Annotated in this window: 12 protein-coding genes and 1 tRNA gene; 8 read left to right on the forward strand and 5 right to left on the reverse strand. The window is 56.0% G+C overall.

Annotation, left to right across the window (positions count from 1 at the left end; genetic code table 11):
• Positions 1-20: 20 nt before the first annotated feature.
• Positions 21-1,235, forward strand: a complete 1,215-nt coding sequence (locus H598_RS0117900; protein ID WP_051252844.1) for a LysR family transcriptional regulator — start codon at positions 21-23, stop codon at positions 1,233-1,235.
• 66 nt (positions 1,236-1,301) lie between these two features.
• On the opposite strand, the gene H598_RS0117905 is transcribed toward H598_RS0117900, so the two are convergent.
• The 4 genes from H598_RS0117905 to H598_RS0117920 all read right to left on the reverse strand — a co-directional run bounded on the left by H598_RS0117905 (position 1,302) and on the right by H598_RS0117920 (position 6,877).
• Positions 1,302-1,375, reverse strand: a tRNA-Gly gene (locus H598_RS0117905).
• Positions 1,376-1,485: 110 nt separating this feature from the next.
• Positions 1,486-3,645: a S46 family peptidase gene (locus H598_RS0117910; RefSeq protein ID WP_028114228.1), complete on the reverse strand. Its 2,160-nt coding sequence runs from the start codon at positions 3,643-3,645 to the stop codon at positions 1,486-1,488.
• Between the two features lie 222 nt (positions 3,646-3,867).
• Entirely contained in the window at positions 3,868-5,046 is a 1,179-nt protein-coding gene (locus tag H598_RS0117915; protein WP_028114229.1) for an amino acid permease, read from the reverse strand.
• A gap of 349 nt (positions 5,047-5,395) precedes the next feature.
• Positions 5,396-6,877, reverse strand: a complete 1,482-nt coding sequence (locus tag H598_RS0117920) for a catalase (protein ID WP_028114230.1) — start codon at positions 6,875-6,877, stop codon at positions 5,396-5,398.
• A 212-nt stretch (positions 6,878-7,089) separates the two neighbouring features.
• Here H598_RS0117920 and H598_RS0117925 point away from each other — a divergent pair, with 212 nt between their 5' ends.
• From H598_RS0117925 to H598_RS0117950, 6 genes are all read left to right on the forward strand, one after another.
• Positions 7,090-7,377 (forward strand): hypothetical protein, encoded by a 288-nt coding sequence (locus H598_RS0117925; RefSeq protein WP_028114231.1) that lies wholly within the window; start codon positions 7,090-7,092, stop codon positions 7,375-7,377.
• A gap of 40 nt (positions 7,378-7,417) precedes the next feature.
• A complete protein-coding gene (locus tag H598_RS0117930; RefSeq protein ID WP_028114232.1) occupies positions 7,418-8,047 on the forward strand; it encodes an esterase/lipase family protein in 630 nt (209 codons plus the stop codon).
• A gap of 223 nt (positions 8,048-8,270) precedes the next feature.
• Positions 8,271-9,866 (forward strand): Ig-like domain-containing protein, encoded by a 1,596-nt coding sequence (locus tag H598_RS0117935; RefSeq protein WP_035416191.1) that lies wholly within the window; start codon positions 8,271-8,273, stop codon positions 9,864-9,866.
• A gap of 104 nt (positions 9,867-9,970) precedes the next feature.
• Complete coding sequence (locus H598_RS0117940) at positions 9,971-10,852, forward strand: AraC family transcriptional regulator (RefSeq protein ID WP_051252845.1); 882 nt, start codon at positions 9,971-9,973, stop codon at positions 10,850-10,852.
• Between the two features lie 262 nt (positions 10,853-11,114).
• Positions 11,115-12,710 carry an Ig-like domain-containing protein gene (locus H598_RS0117945; RefSeq protein WP_169629308.1) on the forward strand — a complete coding sequence of 532 codons (1,596 nt, stop codon included), beginning with the start codon at positions 11,115-11,117 and terminating at the stop codon, positions 12,708-12,710.
• A 583-nt stretch (positions 12,711-13,293) separates the two neighbouring features.
• A complete protein-coding gene (locus H598_RS0117950; RefSeq protein WP_028114236.1) occupies positions 13,294-14,175 on the forward strand; it encodes an AraC family transcriptional regulator in 882 nt (293 codons plus the stop codon).
• 3 nt (positions 14,176-14,178) lie between these two features.
• Here H598_RS0117950 and H598_RS0117955 read toward each other — a convergent pair whose 3' ends face one another.
• A complete protein-coding gene (locus H598_RS0117955; protein WP_028114237.1) occupies positions 14,179-14,421 on the reverse strand; it encodes a YgjV family protein in 243 nt (80 codons plus the stop codon).
• Positions 14,422-14,994: 573 nt separating this feature from the next.
• On the opposite strand from H598_RS0117955, the gene H598_RS0117960 reads away from it, so the two are divergent.
• Positions 14,995-15,876, forward strand: a complete 882-nt coding sequence (locus H598_RS0117960; protein ID WP_028114238.1) for a helix-turn-helix domain-containing protein — start codon at positions 14,995-14,997, stop codon at positions 15,874-15,876.
• Positions 15,877-15,914 lie beyond the last annotated feature (38 nt).

The following is a 15,914-nucleotide window of genomic DNA, read 5'->3' on the forward strand; positions in this document are numbered from 1 at the left end:
GTTATCAGGAGGTATGGAATGTGAAAAAGTTACGCCACTGTACCCTCTTCCAATTGACGGTTTTTATTGAGGTGTATGAGCGTCTCAATGCCAAAGAGTCGGCCCAGAGTTTGGCCACTACCCCCGCCGCCATCAGCCGCGGCCTCAACGCCTTACGAGATGCCCTTGGTGACCCGCTGTTTATCCGCCGCCAAGCCGGGTTTGAACGAAGCCAGGTCGCCGAGCAGCTCTATCCGGTGCTCAAGCGGATGCAGCAGTTGTACCAAAACAGCCCTTACCCGCTCCGCCAGTCAGAACCATTGCACAAGCTCAGCTTGTTCAGCCTGGAGCTGTTTTGCCACCTGTACAATGGCAGCGGCATCGCGCCATTGGCCGAGCAGCTGGGCATCACCACCTCCAAACTCAATCGTAACCTGAAGACACTGAGACTGGTGTTTGATGACCCGCTGTTAACCCGGCAGTCTGGAGGCATGCAGCCCACAGAGGTTGGCCACGACCTCTACCCAATGCTGCGACAACTGGTCATGCTGTGTGAAGAAGCCTGTGATACCGGCGATGCGCTACAGGATGGGAGTTCGGTAAGCCTGGCCATCACCACGGTGCCGCAACTGGCCATGTCACTGCCACTGGCATTGCAGAGCGCCGCCGAGCGGCACCAGGTCAAGCTGACTCTGAAAATGGATTACTGGAACCGGGACGCCATCAACCGCCTGAGCGGCAATGACGTGGATGCGGTGATCGCCTTTGAACCGGCAAACAGGGAGAGGATCCTGAGTAAAAAAGTCATTCAGATCCGATCCGGCTATCTGGTGGCCAGAGAAGGCCACCCAATTTGGGACCACCCTTGTCCAGACCAGCTGCTGAACTACCCACTGGTCAAGCTGGCTTCCCTGCCCTTCCCGGACAACCAGTCGCCGCTGGCCTGCTATGCCCGCTCTCAGGGAACCCATCTGGATGAACTTGCGACGGTACCGGATCTTGGCTGCGCCGCCCAGCTGCTGCTCAACAGCCAGGGCTTTATCATCATCGGCATTCGCTCTGCCGTGGACTACCTGAAGCAATTTAAGGGGCTCAGGACTCAGAAGATGGGCTATCAGCAAGACAAGCAGGTGCTGGATCATTTTAGCCCACCCAGCACCTACCTATGGCTGAAACAGGACGCTCAAGGGAGGCTGGCCACTCCCCCCTGGCTGCAACGGTGCCTGGAAAACTATGTGCTGGAATCGCACCAATAATGGCTCGGCGCTGTGGCAGCCACGCAATAAAAAACCGACTCCGGAGAGTCGGTTTTTTTATGTCTGTGGAGCGGCTAACGGGAATCGAACCCGTCTCACAAGCTTGGGAAGCTTGGGTAATACCACTATACGATAGCCGCATCAGAGGCTTAGCTTATGCAATTCGATGGCCTGAACGCAACCACAACCACGCCAACCGCCGAAAAAAGCCCCGCATTGCGAGGCTAGGTTCAACACTGCATCGAAATGATTACTTCACCACTTCCATTTCAGCCAACAGGTTATCGGCACCGTCGAGGTACTTCATCACCCACAGCATGTAACGGCTGTCGACGTGGATGGAACGACTCAGTTCGTTGTTGTAACTCCAGTCGGCGGTGATGGATTCGTACACCCCATCAAACAGCAGCCCCACCAACTCACCACGGCCGTTCATGGTCGGGGAGCCGGAGTTGCCGCCAGTGGAATCCAGGTTGGACAGGAAGTTCACCGGCACGCTACCCAGAGATTCCTGCTTGTAAGGGCCGTAGACCTTATCCTTGATCAGCTGCAACTGCTTGGCAGAGGCATCGAACGGTGCCTCGTCGGTGGCCTTGGCCGCCAAGCCTTCCAGAGTGGTGAACGGCACCGCCACCAAGCCATCCTGTGGCGAGTACGGCACCACGCTACCAAAGGTCAAACGCAGGCTGGAGTTGGCATCGGCGTACACCGGCAGTCCTAGGCTCTCGTTGTAGGCGATGATCGCGCCCATGTAGTCGGGACGCACCTGCAGCAGCCGACCGGACAGATCCTTGGCCTGCTTTTCACGCTTCATCTTGGCGTCATAGGTCGCCACCGCGTAGCGAATGAAGGGGTCGTTGCTGGCCTGGAACTCTGCCGGCGTCTTGTTCAGCCACGCCAGACGGGTATCCACCTTGCCCAGATCGGTGGTGGCGTACATGGCGTCCAGTTTGCTGCCGAGCGCTTCGGCGTCAAACTTACCGGACAGGCCAAACACCCGATCCAGATCTTCCAGGTGCTCAGAGGCGGGCAATTGAGCATACTGGCCCAGTTGCAGCGCCAGAATCGCCTTATCCACCTCAACGTCGTAACGACGGTCGACCCGCTGCATGGCGGCCTCGATGCCGTCCCAGTCGCGCTCCTGATAGCCTGGCTCGCGCTCCAGATCCGGCTTCTGCTTCTCCTGAGACAGACGGTACAGGCGGGCAGCAATGCTGGTCATCTGGTTGTAACGCAGGTAGCCAAGAATAATGTCACGATCCAGGTGAGCGTGATCCTCTTCGATCAAGGCGTTGAGCTGATTAATCACATCGCCATACTGCTTGGCCCGCTTGCTGTCGCTGTTGATCCAGTCCAGTAGCGCCTTCTCTTCACCCTGCTTCTTGGCCAGGATGCCGGTCTTGGCGTAGCCTTCGATCATTGACTGGAAGTTCTTGGCATAGTTGGCCAGGCTGGCCAGGGTGCTCTCATACTTGATCCGTGCATCACTGCCATCGGCAGAGGTGGACTTGATCAGATCGATGATCGCTTCCCGAGCCACCTTAGACTTGGGGTAAATGGCTTCGAAGTAGGTCTGAACCTCTTCGGCGGTGCGATAACGGTTGGTGCGCCCCGGATAACCGGCCACCATCACGAAATCGCCGTTCTCGACACCCTTGGCGGAAACCTTCAGGAACCGCTCCGGCTGGAACGGCACGTTGTCTTCACTGTAATCCGCCGGACGACCGTCTTTACCAACATAGGCACGGAAGAATGAGAAATCGCCGGTATGGCGGGGCCACATCCAGTTATCGATGTCGCCACCGTACTTACCCACGGACATGGAAGGGGTGTACACCAGGCGCACGTCGCGAATCTCCAGCTCCTTGATCAGGAAGTACTGGGCACCACGGTGAAAGTTATACACGTCACAGCGGTAATCCTTGCTCACCTCACACTCGGCAACCAGCGCCTTGGTGTTGGTTTCGATGGTGCTGTAATACGCCTCGCCATTATCGGCGCCCTGGGTACCGGCCAGTACCTTGTCGGTCACGTCCACCATCGACTCAGTCGCCCAGATTTTGTAACCGGGAACTGGCTCTTTCTCTTCCGCCTTGGTCTTGGCCAGGAAGCCATTCTCCAGGATGTTGTCTTCCGGAGTGGAGTGGTACTGAATGGCACCGTAACCACAGTGGTGGTTGGTGACCACCAGGCCATCGGGAGAAACAAAAGAGGCGGTACAGCCACCAAAGTTGATGATGGCGTTCATTGGGAAGGCGCCCAAATCCGACATGGTCTTGGCGTCAATTTCCAGGCCCATCTCCGTCAGCTTGTCTTCCAGAGCGGGAATTTGATAAGGCTGCCACATCCCTTCATCGGCCATCGCCGTCAGGGGCAATACGACCATGGCCGCAGTTAACCAAGATTTCATCGTTATGATCCTTTTCAGACTCCGTCTCTGAGGAAAGGTGAGCGGAGATTCCTTAGGGGGTTTAGAAAAGCCGCCCTGAAAAGGCGGCTGTTCTATGTTCAAAGTCACTGTATCACAAGCCAGCGAAGGGCATAACCTCACCGTAACATCATGATGCAATTTCGCCGTCAGGCTGTTCATCTGGCAAGGTTTTTGTGACTAACGTCCTGGTATCGGGCGCCGTCAGGCCAGTTGCGCCGCCACAATCACTGCCCCCATTACGGTCACCAACGCCAGCGCCGGCTTGCCCCCTCTGACCTGATAGCCACCCTGGCCGGGCTGACGCAGCTTGATGGCCATCGCCACCGGCAGGAACACGATCAGCACCGCCAGTGGAATCGCCGCAAACCCCAACACCGCGATGAACCCTTCCGGCATCGCCAGGGCCAGAGTCAGTGGCGGCACAAAGGTGATCAACCAGGTACTGACTTTGCCATTGCGACGGCCACGCAGTTCCGCCAGATACTCAAACAAACTCAAGGTCACGCCGATGAAAGAGGTCACCAGCGCCAGGTCCGCAAACAGGGTTACCAGGGTGCCGACCCGACCGGAGCCGGTGATCTGAGTCATGGCCGTCACCAGGTTGGCCAGGCTGTCACCCTCGGCCAGGGTTTGCAGTTGCGACACGCCCATCGGACCGAACACCGACAACAACCACAGGCTGTAGCACAGCAGCGGCAGCGCACTGCCCAGCAGGAATGCTTTTCTAAGTTGGCCGACATCGCCATTGAGGTACTTCACCAACGGCGGAATGCAGACATGGAAACCGAACGAGGTGAAGATCAGTGGCAGCGCCGCAATCAGGTAGTGACTGTTGCCCAGGGTGGCCTGCAGATTCAGGGCCAGGTTCGCCGGCTCACTCTGAGGCAGCAGCATCGCCACCAGAATCACCAGCGCCACCATCTTCAGACTGAACAGGCCACGGGTTAACAGATCCACATATTTAACCCCAAAGGCGGCCACCAATCCCAAAGTACAGGCAAAGATCAAGGTCGCCGGGGTACTGTCCAGCGGCAGTGACAACAGAGATTGTGCTTTCAGCATCACCAGTGAGGCGCCGCCGGTCAGGTAGGCAGCCGTTAAGGCGTACAGCAGAGCCAGGAAGCTGGCGGAGCAGATCAGCTGTCCCCAGGGCCCCAGCGCTTTGCCGGCCATACCGTGGAAATTCAGGCCGCAGCCCACCCTAAGGTTGGCTTCGGTCAGCAACAGCGCGGTGTAACCAGACAGTCCCCAGATCAGAACCATCAGTGCCATGGCAGGCCAGAATCCGATGTGGGATACGGCGATGGGTAGCGCCAACATACCAGCGCCAATACTGGTGCCAGCAACGATCAGTGTTGCGCCTAAAAGCTTGCTATTCAAAATGGTCTTCCCGGTGTAAAAATTTGAAGTTACAACGGGTCAGGGAGAAAAGAGGAAGGACTGCGTCAGGTTGCACACACCACCTTGCCAATTGAATCCCGACCCGGTTGGTGTCGGTTCAATTAGCCCCAATGGCGTGGTTAGCGATCTATGTTACCGCTCTCCCTGCCATTGAGGCTGGCAAAATCGAGCGATAAAAGTGATGGTTAATGACATCATCTCTACCTGAAAACAAATGGCGGGTCTCCCGCAACCCAAGAAGACTAACAGCGTCCACCTTGGCGAAACAAGAGACCCGGCTCACATTTTTCCAGCTTCAGGATGACAGGGATTGCTCCCCCCTAAGCGGTTACTCGCCTCGCACCGCGTCGATGGCCTGGGCCACCCGCCGGCCGTAGTCGGCATCGGCATCGGCAAACTGCGCCAGCATTCTTTGCTGCACCGGTGCAGTCACCTGAGACAAGGTGGCGGCAATGGTGTCGGCCAGGGACTGACGCTGAGCGTCGCTCATCAGGCGGTACAGGTTGCCGGCCTGCTCGACGTTTTCCTCCTCGAAGCGATCAAAACGGTCCAGGTTGCCGTCCACCGCCAGCGGCGGCTCGGCATACTGCGGCTGTTGCTCCGGCCCCTGCTGAGTATTGGGACCGTAATTCACGCCAGACTCCTGCTGGGCACCGTGGTAAGGGCAACCGCCACCGGCCATCGCGCCGGCGCGCTGGTAATGGTTCGGCTGAGCCGCATGGGGACAGTTCACCGGCAACTGGTTGTAGTTACCGCCGATGCGATAGCGCTGGGCATCGGCGTAGGCAAACAGGCGCGCCTGCAGCATCTTGTCCGGCGACGCGCCGACTCCGGGCACCAGGTTAGAGGGAGCGAAGGCCGCTTGCTCAATCTCATTGAAGTAGTTTTTCGGATTGCGGTTCAGCTCCAGCACTCCGGCTTCAATCAGCGGGTAATCGCTGTGAGGCCAGACCTTGGTCAAATCAAACGGGTTGATGCCATAGCTGTCGGCGTCCTTCTCCGGCATGATCTGCAGATACAGCGTCCACTTGGGCGCCTGCCCATCGGCAATGGCCCCGTACAGATCCCGCTGGGCATGATCCGGGTCAATGCCCTTTAGTTTATCCGCTTCGGCATTGGAGAGGTTTTTGATTCCCTGCTGGGTCTTGAAGTGGAACTTCACCCAGAACCGCTCCCCCTGTTTGTTCCACAGGGAAAAGGTGTGAGAACCGTAGCCATTCATATGGCGATAATTTAGTGGAATACCACGATCTGACATCAAGATGGTGACCTGATGCAGCGCCTCCGGATTCAGCGACCAAAAGTCCCACATCGCCTGGGGGTCTTTGAGGTTGGTAATGGGGTTGCGTTTCTGGGTGTGAATAAAGTCCGGAAACTTGATGCCGTCTCGCAGGAAAAATACCGGAGTATTGTTACCAACGATGTCATGGTTACCGTTTTCAGTATAGAAACGCACCGCAAAACCTCGAGGGTCCCGCTCGGCATCGGCACTGCCAGCTTCACCGCCAACGGTGGAGAAACGCACCACCACCTCGGTCTGTTTGCCCACCTCATTGAAGTGCTCCGCCAGGGTGTAACGGGACAGATCCTGGGTCAAAGTAAAGGTGCCATAGGCGCCACTGCCCTTGGCGTGAACCACCCGCTCAGGGATCCGCTCACGGTTGAAATGCGCCAATTTTTCAATTAAGTGCCAATCCTGAAGGCCAACCGGGCCACGTCGTCCTGCTGTCAGGCTGTTTTGGTCATCGGCGATGGGTGCGCCGTTTTGTGCGGTCAGATGCTGTGTCATGGTGTTGCTCCTTTGCGCCATAGCGCCATTCAATCCACTCATAGAGGCCGTGCCACATAACCCCCTCCTCAATCGTTAAAATCAATTATGGATGCCATTCCTAAAATATAAAAATGATTAGATTGGATATTGGTGTTCGTTTTTATCGATTACAAAAAAACAATCCAGCTGTGACAAAAACGCGTATCAACCGGTCTACTCTGAGTGATGAGCACAAAAAACGGAGATCCATCATGAAAACGTTACTGTTTACTCTGGTTACCCTGTTCTTCAGCTCCACAGCACTGGCCACCGGCGGCGGTGGCGGCGGTAACCCAGGTCCGGCAGCCGGGGTCAATATCTCGGCCTCACACTGTTTTGACGCCAACGCCAAACGCATCAAAGGCAGCGCCACCATGAAGAAAGAGCGTCGCTGTCCGGTCACCGGCGTGAATCAGATCGACCTGCTCAACTACAACAACTTCTATGGCAACAAGCCTAAGAATGAAACCCTGAGCATGATCCAAAAACGCAAGAACTAGCGTACCCTGATCATCTGAGACATCGGTTAGGGAGAAGCCAATGCAGCTGGTGATGCTTCATGGGCTCTACATGCACCACACCATAATGCGTCCCCTCGCCGCCCTGATGCGTAATCAGGGTTGGCAGGTGGACGGTTTCAGTTACAACAGCCTGGCCATCGACCCGGACGTGCTGTTTCGGCGCCTGGACCGGCGACGGCGCCCCGGTCAGCCCATGTACCTGCTGGGGCACAGCCTCGGAGGCGTGCTGATTCGCCAGTACGCCGAGCAGCATCCGCTGCCCCCGGGCTCCCGCTTGGTTACCCTGGGGTCTCCTCATCAAGGCGCCACGGTGACCCGGCAACTGCAGAAGTGGAATCTGCTGGGACTGCTGGGCAATGCCCATGAACACGGCCTGCTACCGACGGAACGGCGAGATTACAATGCCGACACGCCCTTGGGCAGTCTTGCCGGAGACGCTGGCATCGGCATGGGCAAGCTGTTGACTAACCTCAGTAACACCCCCAATGACGGCACCGTCACCGTCGATGAGACTCGAATCGACGGCATGAGTGATCACATTGTGCTACCGGTTAGCCACACCAGCATGCTGCTGTCCGCCGAGGTCGCCAGACAAACCCATCTCTTTCTGAGTCATGGTCATTTTCAGCATCAACCTGTTGAACAATAACCCCAATCCATCACAACTTACCGAATCATTGTCATTGCTGTGCTTAGTCACAGTCCCGGATCACAGTCTGTGAATCAGGTACAAAAATCGCCAGTTTCCGGACTTTTCTTACCTATTTTGAACCGGGATTCAGCATTACTTTCACTGGTGCACAACTTAATGCGCTTCGGGGACTATCCCATACCCGTGCGCCGACTGTGTCACCTACTACAGGGAAATGATGATGATGAAACTCAGCGGGCTCAGTTTGCCCTTAAAAACCCTCTCCGCCGCCATTCTGCTCAGTCTACTGAGCGCCTGCGGCAGCGACAGCGACAGCAACACCCCTTCCGAACCGGGTAACACCGCACCGGTCGCCAACCCGGTGGAAGCCAGTGCCACCATGGGCAGCAAGACCCTTATTGATGCCCTGGCCAACGACACCGATGCCGATGGCGACCCCTTGACCCTGGAGACGGTGATCCTCCTCAAGGGGCTGGGTACCGCCTCCATCCACAACAATCAGGTACTGTTTGACCCGGTTGAGGTGGGCACCACTATCCTCAGCTACGCCATCTCCGATGGTAATGGCGGCCAGGCGGAATCCACGGTCACCGTGGTGGTCAGCGCCCAGGAACTCTCCTATGTGGGATCCCAGGCCTGCCTTTCCTGTCACACCGATAAAAAAACCTACCTGGAAACCGGCCACAACTTTAAGCTCACCAAGGTTGAGGGTGATCAGGAACCCATCTACCCCTTCACCTCGATTTCAGGGGCTCTGGATCTGTTGGATGTGGACAACACCCTGGGCACCCCCAGCAGCTGGGCAGACATCAGCTACGTCATCGGCGGCTATATGCGCAGTGCCATGTTTATCGATAACAACGGCTATATCCTGTCCGGCGATAAGGCGGGTGTCGGCATCGCCCCCAAAGGCGGCCAGGTGCCCTATGCGTTTCCTTATAGTGCCAATGATGCACCTGACTCCCATGGCTTCGATTATTGCGGTCGCTGTCACACCACCGGCTGGAAAGACTACACCGAAGGCAGTGGCGATCACCGCAACCTGAACCGCCAGGACGACATGCCAGGCATGGGCGGCACCTTTGCCCTGACCGGGATCCAGTGCGAAGCCTGCCACGGCGCTGGCAGGGCCCACATCCAGAGCCCGTCGAAGCACAACATCGTCAAGATTGCCGAGCCCCGCTCCACCAACGACTACCTGGCACAGGACATGGGCTTCGGTAAGCCCATCGCCTGCGCCGAGTGTCATAGCACTGATGATGCCGTGCGACGCTACCCAGACTACGTGTCCCCCCACAACCAGGAGTTTGGCGGCGACAGCCTAGAGGCACGCCTGAAGGTGATGACCGGTTTCGGCCCCGAAGGCCGCCGGGACGGCCGAGGTGGTCGTCAAGCTGCGACCGAACTCCTGGGCACCGATCCTGACACCGGCATCGCCATGGGTAAAAAGAAGGGCTTCACCTGCTCGACTTGTCATAACCCGCATAAATCCAAAGTCAATCAGGATAAGCCAGGCCACGAAGGCGCCATGGCGCGCGACTGTAACGATTGTCACACCAAGGAGTTCGCCAACGCTGCCGGCAGTGACATCGCTTCCGCCGCCCACGAATTCACCGCCAAGTGTACCGATTGCCACATGCCGGGGAATTCCCACATGTTCAAGATCGATCTCGACGGCGCCAAGAACGATCCAAGGCACTTCTCGGCGGACGGCGATTACGTGAAACCATGGCTTCGTGCCTATGACAGCTGCTCCGGTTGTCACGAGGATGACTATGATGAACGTGCCACTCGCATAGGCAAGATTCACCTGTAACCCCTGCCAGCCAGCGACAGCGCGTCGCTGGCTGATTTTTACCGCCTATGGCACTTCCCCTCAAACCTGTCATCATTACACCAACAACAGTCACCGGAGTTCTTGTGGACAGCAGCGCCCCTATTCCTAACATCTGCTACCGTGCACCTTCGCAGGAAGAATCTGGCATCGAAGTGCTGGATCTTGAACGCTTCCGCGGCCGGCTCAATGACTACCACTTCAACCCCTACCAACCGCACCGCGTCAGCTATTTTTGCTTCCTGTTCATCGATGAGGGCGAGGGAGAACACCTGATCGACTTTCATCGCTACCCCTATCGGTCGGGCAGCGTCATTTTCGTCAATCCCAATCAAGTACATGCCTTCGATAGCGCCGATCGTCCCAAAGGAAAGATGATCAACATCACCACCGCCTTTTTCTCCGACAGTGCCTCCAATATTCGCACCTCGTACTTCGCCCCCTTTCACCAGAGCATGGCCGCATCACCGGTACTGCCCCTGAACGACGACCTGAAAGACAGCTGCAAGGCGCTACTAACGGAAGTCAGAAAGGCCCAGCATGAGGGCGCCGATGATGACGTGGTCGTACAACTGCTGATCTCTTCGCTGTTGATCAAACTGGGTCGGCGACGACAAAGCCACCTAAGCCACCTCAGTGAACATCAGAAGGAGCGATTCGACCTGTTTCTAACTTTGGTGGAGCAGTGCTTCCCCGAAGCCAGGGAGGCCAGTCACTATGCCGACCTGATGCACACCAGTTACAAGACGTTGAATCAATTATGCAAAACATGCTGTGGCCGCACCGCCAAACAACTGATCGACTTTCGTACCATTCTGGAGATAAAGCGCAAGCTGGTCATGGATGGGTTATCTTCCCAGGAGATCGCGTCGGACCTTAGCTTCGAAGACATCAGTTACATGAACAAGTATTTCAAACGCCTGACTGGCCAGACCCCGGCGGCCTTTAAGCGGGACAACGAATGCTGAAGAACCGTTAAGGCCAATCAGCGCTTAACGCCATCACTAGGCAATTACTTGATATTGATACAGAAAAAATCTAGAGCCCTACTCCCCAATTCTTCTGGGCGCAGTCACACTTTCGACAGCAAGGTACGGTAACGGCAACTTTTCAGCCTTTACTGACCTGTTTCATCGGCAGCTCCAGCCACTATTTTCCCCGGTGCAAAACCTGGTGCACCCGCTCCCTTGGAGCCGGGCGCACCACTGTGTTAGCTACTGAAAGGAAATAATGATGATGAAACCCAATACGCTCAATGCGCCGATGAAAACGCTGGCAGCCACTGCCCTGCTCAGCCTGCTGACCGCCTGCGGCAGCGACAGCGACAACAACTCGGTTGCACCGCCTCCTCCGCAGAAGAACGCGGCCCCGATAGCCACTGCCGACACCGCCGAGGCCACCGTTGGCAGCCAGGTGATCATCGACGTCCTGGCCAACGACAGTGATGCCGATGGCGATCCCCTGACCCTGGACCGGGTTGACCTGGTAACGGGAAACGGCAGAGTCTCCATTGAGGACAACAAACTTCTGTTTGAACCGGAAAAAACCGGCGAGGCCAAGTTGGCCTACGAGATTAGCGATGGCCGGGGCGGTGAGGCGAGATCCACCGTCACCGTCACAATCGCAACCGAGCCAGCGGAGCAACTGAGTTATGTGGGCACCCAGACCTGCCTGAGCTGTCACAACGACAAAGAAAGCTTCCTGACATCCGGCCACCCCTTTAAGTTGGCTAAGGTGGTCGATGGCCAGATGCCCGAGTACCCCTTCACCAACATCGCCGGCGCCTTGGAGATGATAGATGGCGTGATCAACCCGGGTGGTGCTCCCACCAGCTATGAAGAGGTTGCTTACGTGATTGGTGGCTACAAGCAAGCAGTTCAGTGGGTGGGTCTGGATGGCTACATAATCACTGGTGAAAAGGTGATCGGCAAGCTCGACGGAGATGGCTATATCTCTGATATATGGTCATTTGGAGAAAACCTGGGCCCCGAAGTCAGACCCTATCACTGTGGTCGTTGCCATACCACCGGCTGGAAGGACTTCACCTCCGCGGAGGGGGACAATAGAAACAACCATCACCAGGATGGCCTGGAGGGTATTCTGGGGACCTTCGACCAGACCGGCGTCCAGTGTGAATCCTGTCACGGTGCGGGCAGCGACCACATCAAATCCCCATCCAGCAACAACATAACCCGCCTGGCCGAACCTCGTACCGCGGCGGATATGAAGGCCGAGGACCAGGCCTTCGGCCAAGCGGTTGCCTGTGCCGAATGCCATACTAAAAAAGGCGATAAGACCTACCCAGAATATCTAACCCATTACACCGAAAAGTTTGGCGGTGACGCCGTCGGAGGCCTGATCCCTAAAGGCACAGCGGGCCTGGGGGGGCTTGGAGGTCGTATCGCTGGTGATGCGATTATGGGCTATAACCCGGATACCGGCGTGGCCGAAGGCAAGAAGCAAAACATGCACTGCAGTACCTGCCACGAAAGCCATATGTCTACCCACTTCAGGGACAAACCCGGCCACGAAGGCGGCTTGAAAAGAGAGTGTACCGATTGTCACCAGATGGAGTTTGCCAACGCCGAGGGAGGGAATGGCATGGCCGCTATGATTCACAGCAGCACAGATTGCAGAAACTGTCATATGCCCTCCCGGTCACATCTGTTCAAGATCGATATCTCTGCCCCCTCTGACGATAGCTACCACTACTCAGAGGACGGCGTTTACAGCCAGCCGTGGCTGCGACCTTCCGACGCCTGTCAAGGCTGTCATGCCGAAGACTACGACGCTAGAGCCGCTCAGATAGGCAAGATCCACAAGTAACGTCCACCAGCGGGTAACCGAAAGCCTAAAGCCGGCACCGAACTGATGCCGGCTTTGTTGTTTCCCCATGGCCGTGTTGGACAGCCTCGGTCCCCCCGACACGGGGCAAAAGACCGCCTCGAACCCCGGCTTTGATGCCCCCCATTCGAATGACTATTTTTAAACACGCGCCCGGCAGGCACTCTTTTGACGCTCAAAGAGGCGTTTTTAAGATCCATGTCACCGTTTCCAGATGGCGGCGATCACATTCCCGTCGCACGGTACTTTAACGGCAATTTTCAGGCCTGTTTCGACCTGTTTCAATGCCGAGTTCACCATTACTTTTACATGGACACGGCCTGGTTCGCAGCGGCGATAAGCCAAGCGTGCCGCCCTGTTACCTACTGTAGGGAAATAATGATGAACCCATTGCGGCCAATGCACCGATAAAGACGCTAACGGCCGCTAAAGTAAAACGAGTACACCTCTAAGGTACTCAGTTTTAAGAAGTGTCAGCGGTTTAAGCTGACACCTCTTTTTTCAACACCAATCCTCAATGCCTAAACCCAGCCAGTTGAGCTGCCTCCCTTGAGAAGCCTGATAGATGGATAAAATCGACAACATTCCCCAAATCACCTACGACAGCCCTCAGCTTCGTAAGGCTGGTATGGACATACTGGATCTGGAAACCTTTGTTCAGGATATCTGTGATCAGGGCGCCAACCCTTACCAACCTCATCGGGTCAGCCATTTCTGCCTCATTTTTGTCGAGCAGGGCGAGGGGCAACACCCTATCGATTTTCACTCCTACCCTTATGAATCTGGCTGCGTGATATTTCTTAATAAATACCAAATCCATACCTTCAACAGGGACAACAAAATCAAAGGCACGCTGGTACTAATGACCCGGGAGTTCTTCGCCGCTGGCGCCGCCAACATCCGCACCTCCTATTTTGTACCAGCGCATCAAACCCTGAGCGCCTTCCCGATATTGCCTCTCTCTGACGACCTCAACGAGAGCACCAGGGCGATGCTGAGCGAAATGACACGCGCGATCAAGGAAGGGCCGGACAGCGGCGTCATCGTACAGTTGCTGCTGTCAGCCATGTTGCTGAAGTTGACCAAGCTGCGGCAGGGCCACCTGGCCCACCTCAGTGAACAGCAGAAGGCGCGTTACGGAGAATTCCTGCGCCTGGTGGATGAACAGTTCACCGAGGTCCGCGAGGCGAGCCAATACGCCCAGATGATGCACAGCAGTTACAAATATCTGAACCAACTCTGTAAAACCTGCTGCGGACACACCGCCAAACAGCTGATCGATTTTCGCATCATCCTCGAGATTAAGCGCAAACTGACCATGGACGGTCTCTCGGTTCAGGACACCGCCTTTGAAGTAGGGTTTGAAGACATCACCCATTTTATCAAGTACTTCAAACGCCACACAGGCAAAACCCCGGCGGCCTTTAAGCGAGAGCAAGGGGATTGAGGCTCAGCTGGCCTCCTCCGCTTCATGGCGATAGAGCTTCACCAGGTAGTAGATATCAATCACCACAATAAAGGCATTCACCAACATTACCGGGTAGGCACCGATGGCCCAGCCATAAAGGACAAACAGCGCCGCTCCCAGCAGATTCCACCAGCGTAGCTTTTTAATGTCTGCCATCATCAGCGACACCGCGACCACGATGGAGGCCGCGTACCCTACCCACTCCCAAATCCAGTGCAATTCCATGGCTTATCCCCTATCGAAGTCCTGCCTTCATTGTAGTGGCAATGAGGCTCAAGTCAGCCTCCATTGCACATCATCCCCTCCTGAACCGGCCCACCAGCCCCATTTGCCCCCACACTGCGGCCTCGGTTCGCCCTGGGTCACAGCTCCAAAGCCTACCCCGATCACACTCCCTTCACCCGGTATGTTAACGGCAATTTTCAGACCGTTGCCGACCTGTTTCCCAGGCGACTCCAGCAGTATTTTTCCTCCTGTACAACGGTACTCACCACGGTTCCAGATCGAACCGCTTGAGAACCCCGGCACCGTCACCACTGAAAACAGCAAGGCGCAGTCCAAGCCCGAACCGGTCGATGGCGCCAGGCTGAGTTAGCAGAGTCACGATAGTCGGGGTGGTGAGGCTGCCAGAAACAGAACTTCGAGGAGCGAGCTGTTAGAATGAAACCAGTTCATCTTTAAATCAGAGGCTTCGTGGAGGCATCGGCTTCGAGTGTCGATGCCAATTTAGTCATCGATAGCCAATGCCTTAGTGTTGGCAGAGAGCTCTTTGCCACCCTTCAGTAACAAGGCCAACCAATGGACAAATTCGACGACATTCCTAACATCAGCTACGGCAGTCCACTATTGGATAAGATTGGCATCGACATACTGGACTTAACGCAGTTCCTCGACAACTTAAGCCAGCAGGGAGTCCATCCCTACGAGCCGCACCGCGTCAGCTATTTCTGTTTCATTTTTTTGGAACAGGGGAAAGGTCAACACTCCATTGATTGTCATTCGTACCCCTATCAATCCAACAGCATCATCTTTGTCAACAAAGGGCAGATACACGCGTTTGATCAACAAGACAGGCCCAAGGGTAAGCTGCTCATTCTGACACCAGAGTTTTTCTCAGCCGCCTCCGCCAATATTCGCACCTCCTATTTTGTACCGGTCCACCAAAGCCTGAGTGCTTTTCCCATTCTTCACCTCTGTCCGGGGTTAAAGGAGACCAGTCGAGCGCTATTGAATGAGATGAAGACCGCCTTAACTGAGGGGGCGGATAGCAGCGTCATTGTGCAACTGCTGTTCTCGGCCTTATTGATCAAGCTAGCCAAACAACGAGACCGCCATCTCGCTCACCTCAGCGAACAACAAAAAAACCGTTTTGGCGAATTTCTGCGCCTGGTCGATAACCACTTCACCGAAAGCCGGGAGGCAAGCCAGTACGCCCAACTCTTGCATACCAGCTATAAATCCCTGAACCAGCTTTGCAAAGTTTGCTGCGGCCACACCGCCAAACAGTTGATCGATTTCCGCATTATCCTCGAGATCAAACGCAAACTGACTTTGGGAGGCTGCTCGGTCCAGCAGGCTGCCTTTGAACTGGGGTTTGAGGACACCACTCACTTCATCAAGTACTTCAAACGCCACACCGGCAAAACCCCTGCCGCCTTCAAGCGAGCCTACGAGGGATAGCACAGGTTCCCCCAGCCCCGCCTTGGGCTCCAGCAAAG

The sequence above is a fragment of the Ferrimonas kyonanensis DSM 18153 genome (assembly GCF_000425405.1).
GTDB lineage: Bacteria > Pseudomonadota > Gammaproteobacteria > Enterobacterales > Shewanellaceae > Ferrimonas > Ferrimonas kyonanensis.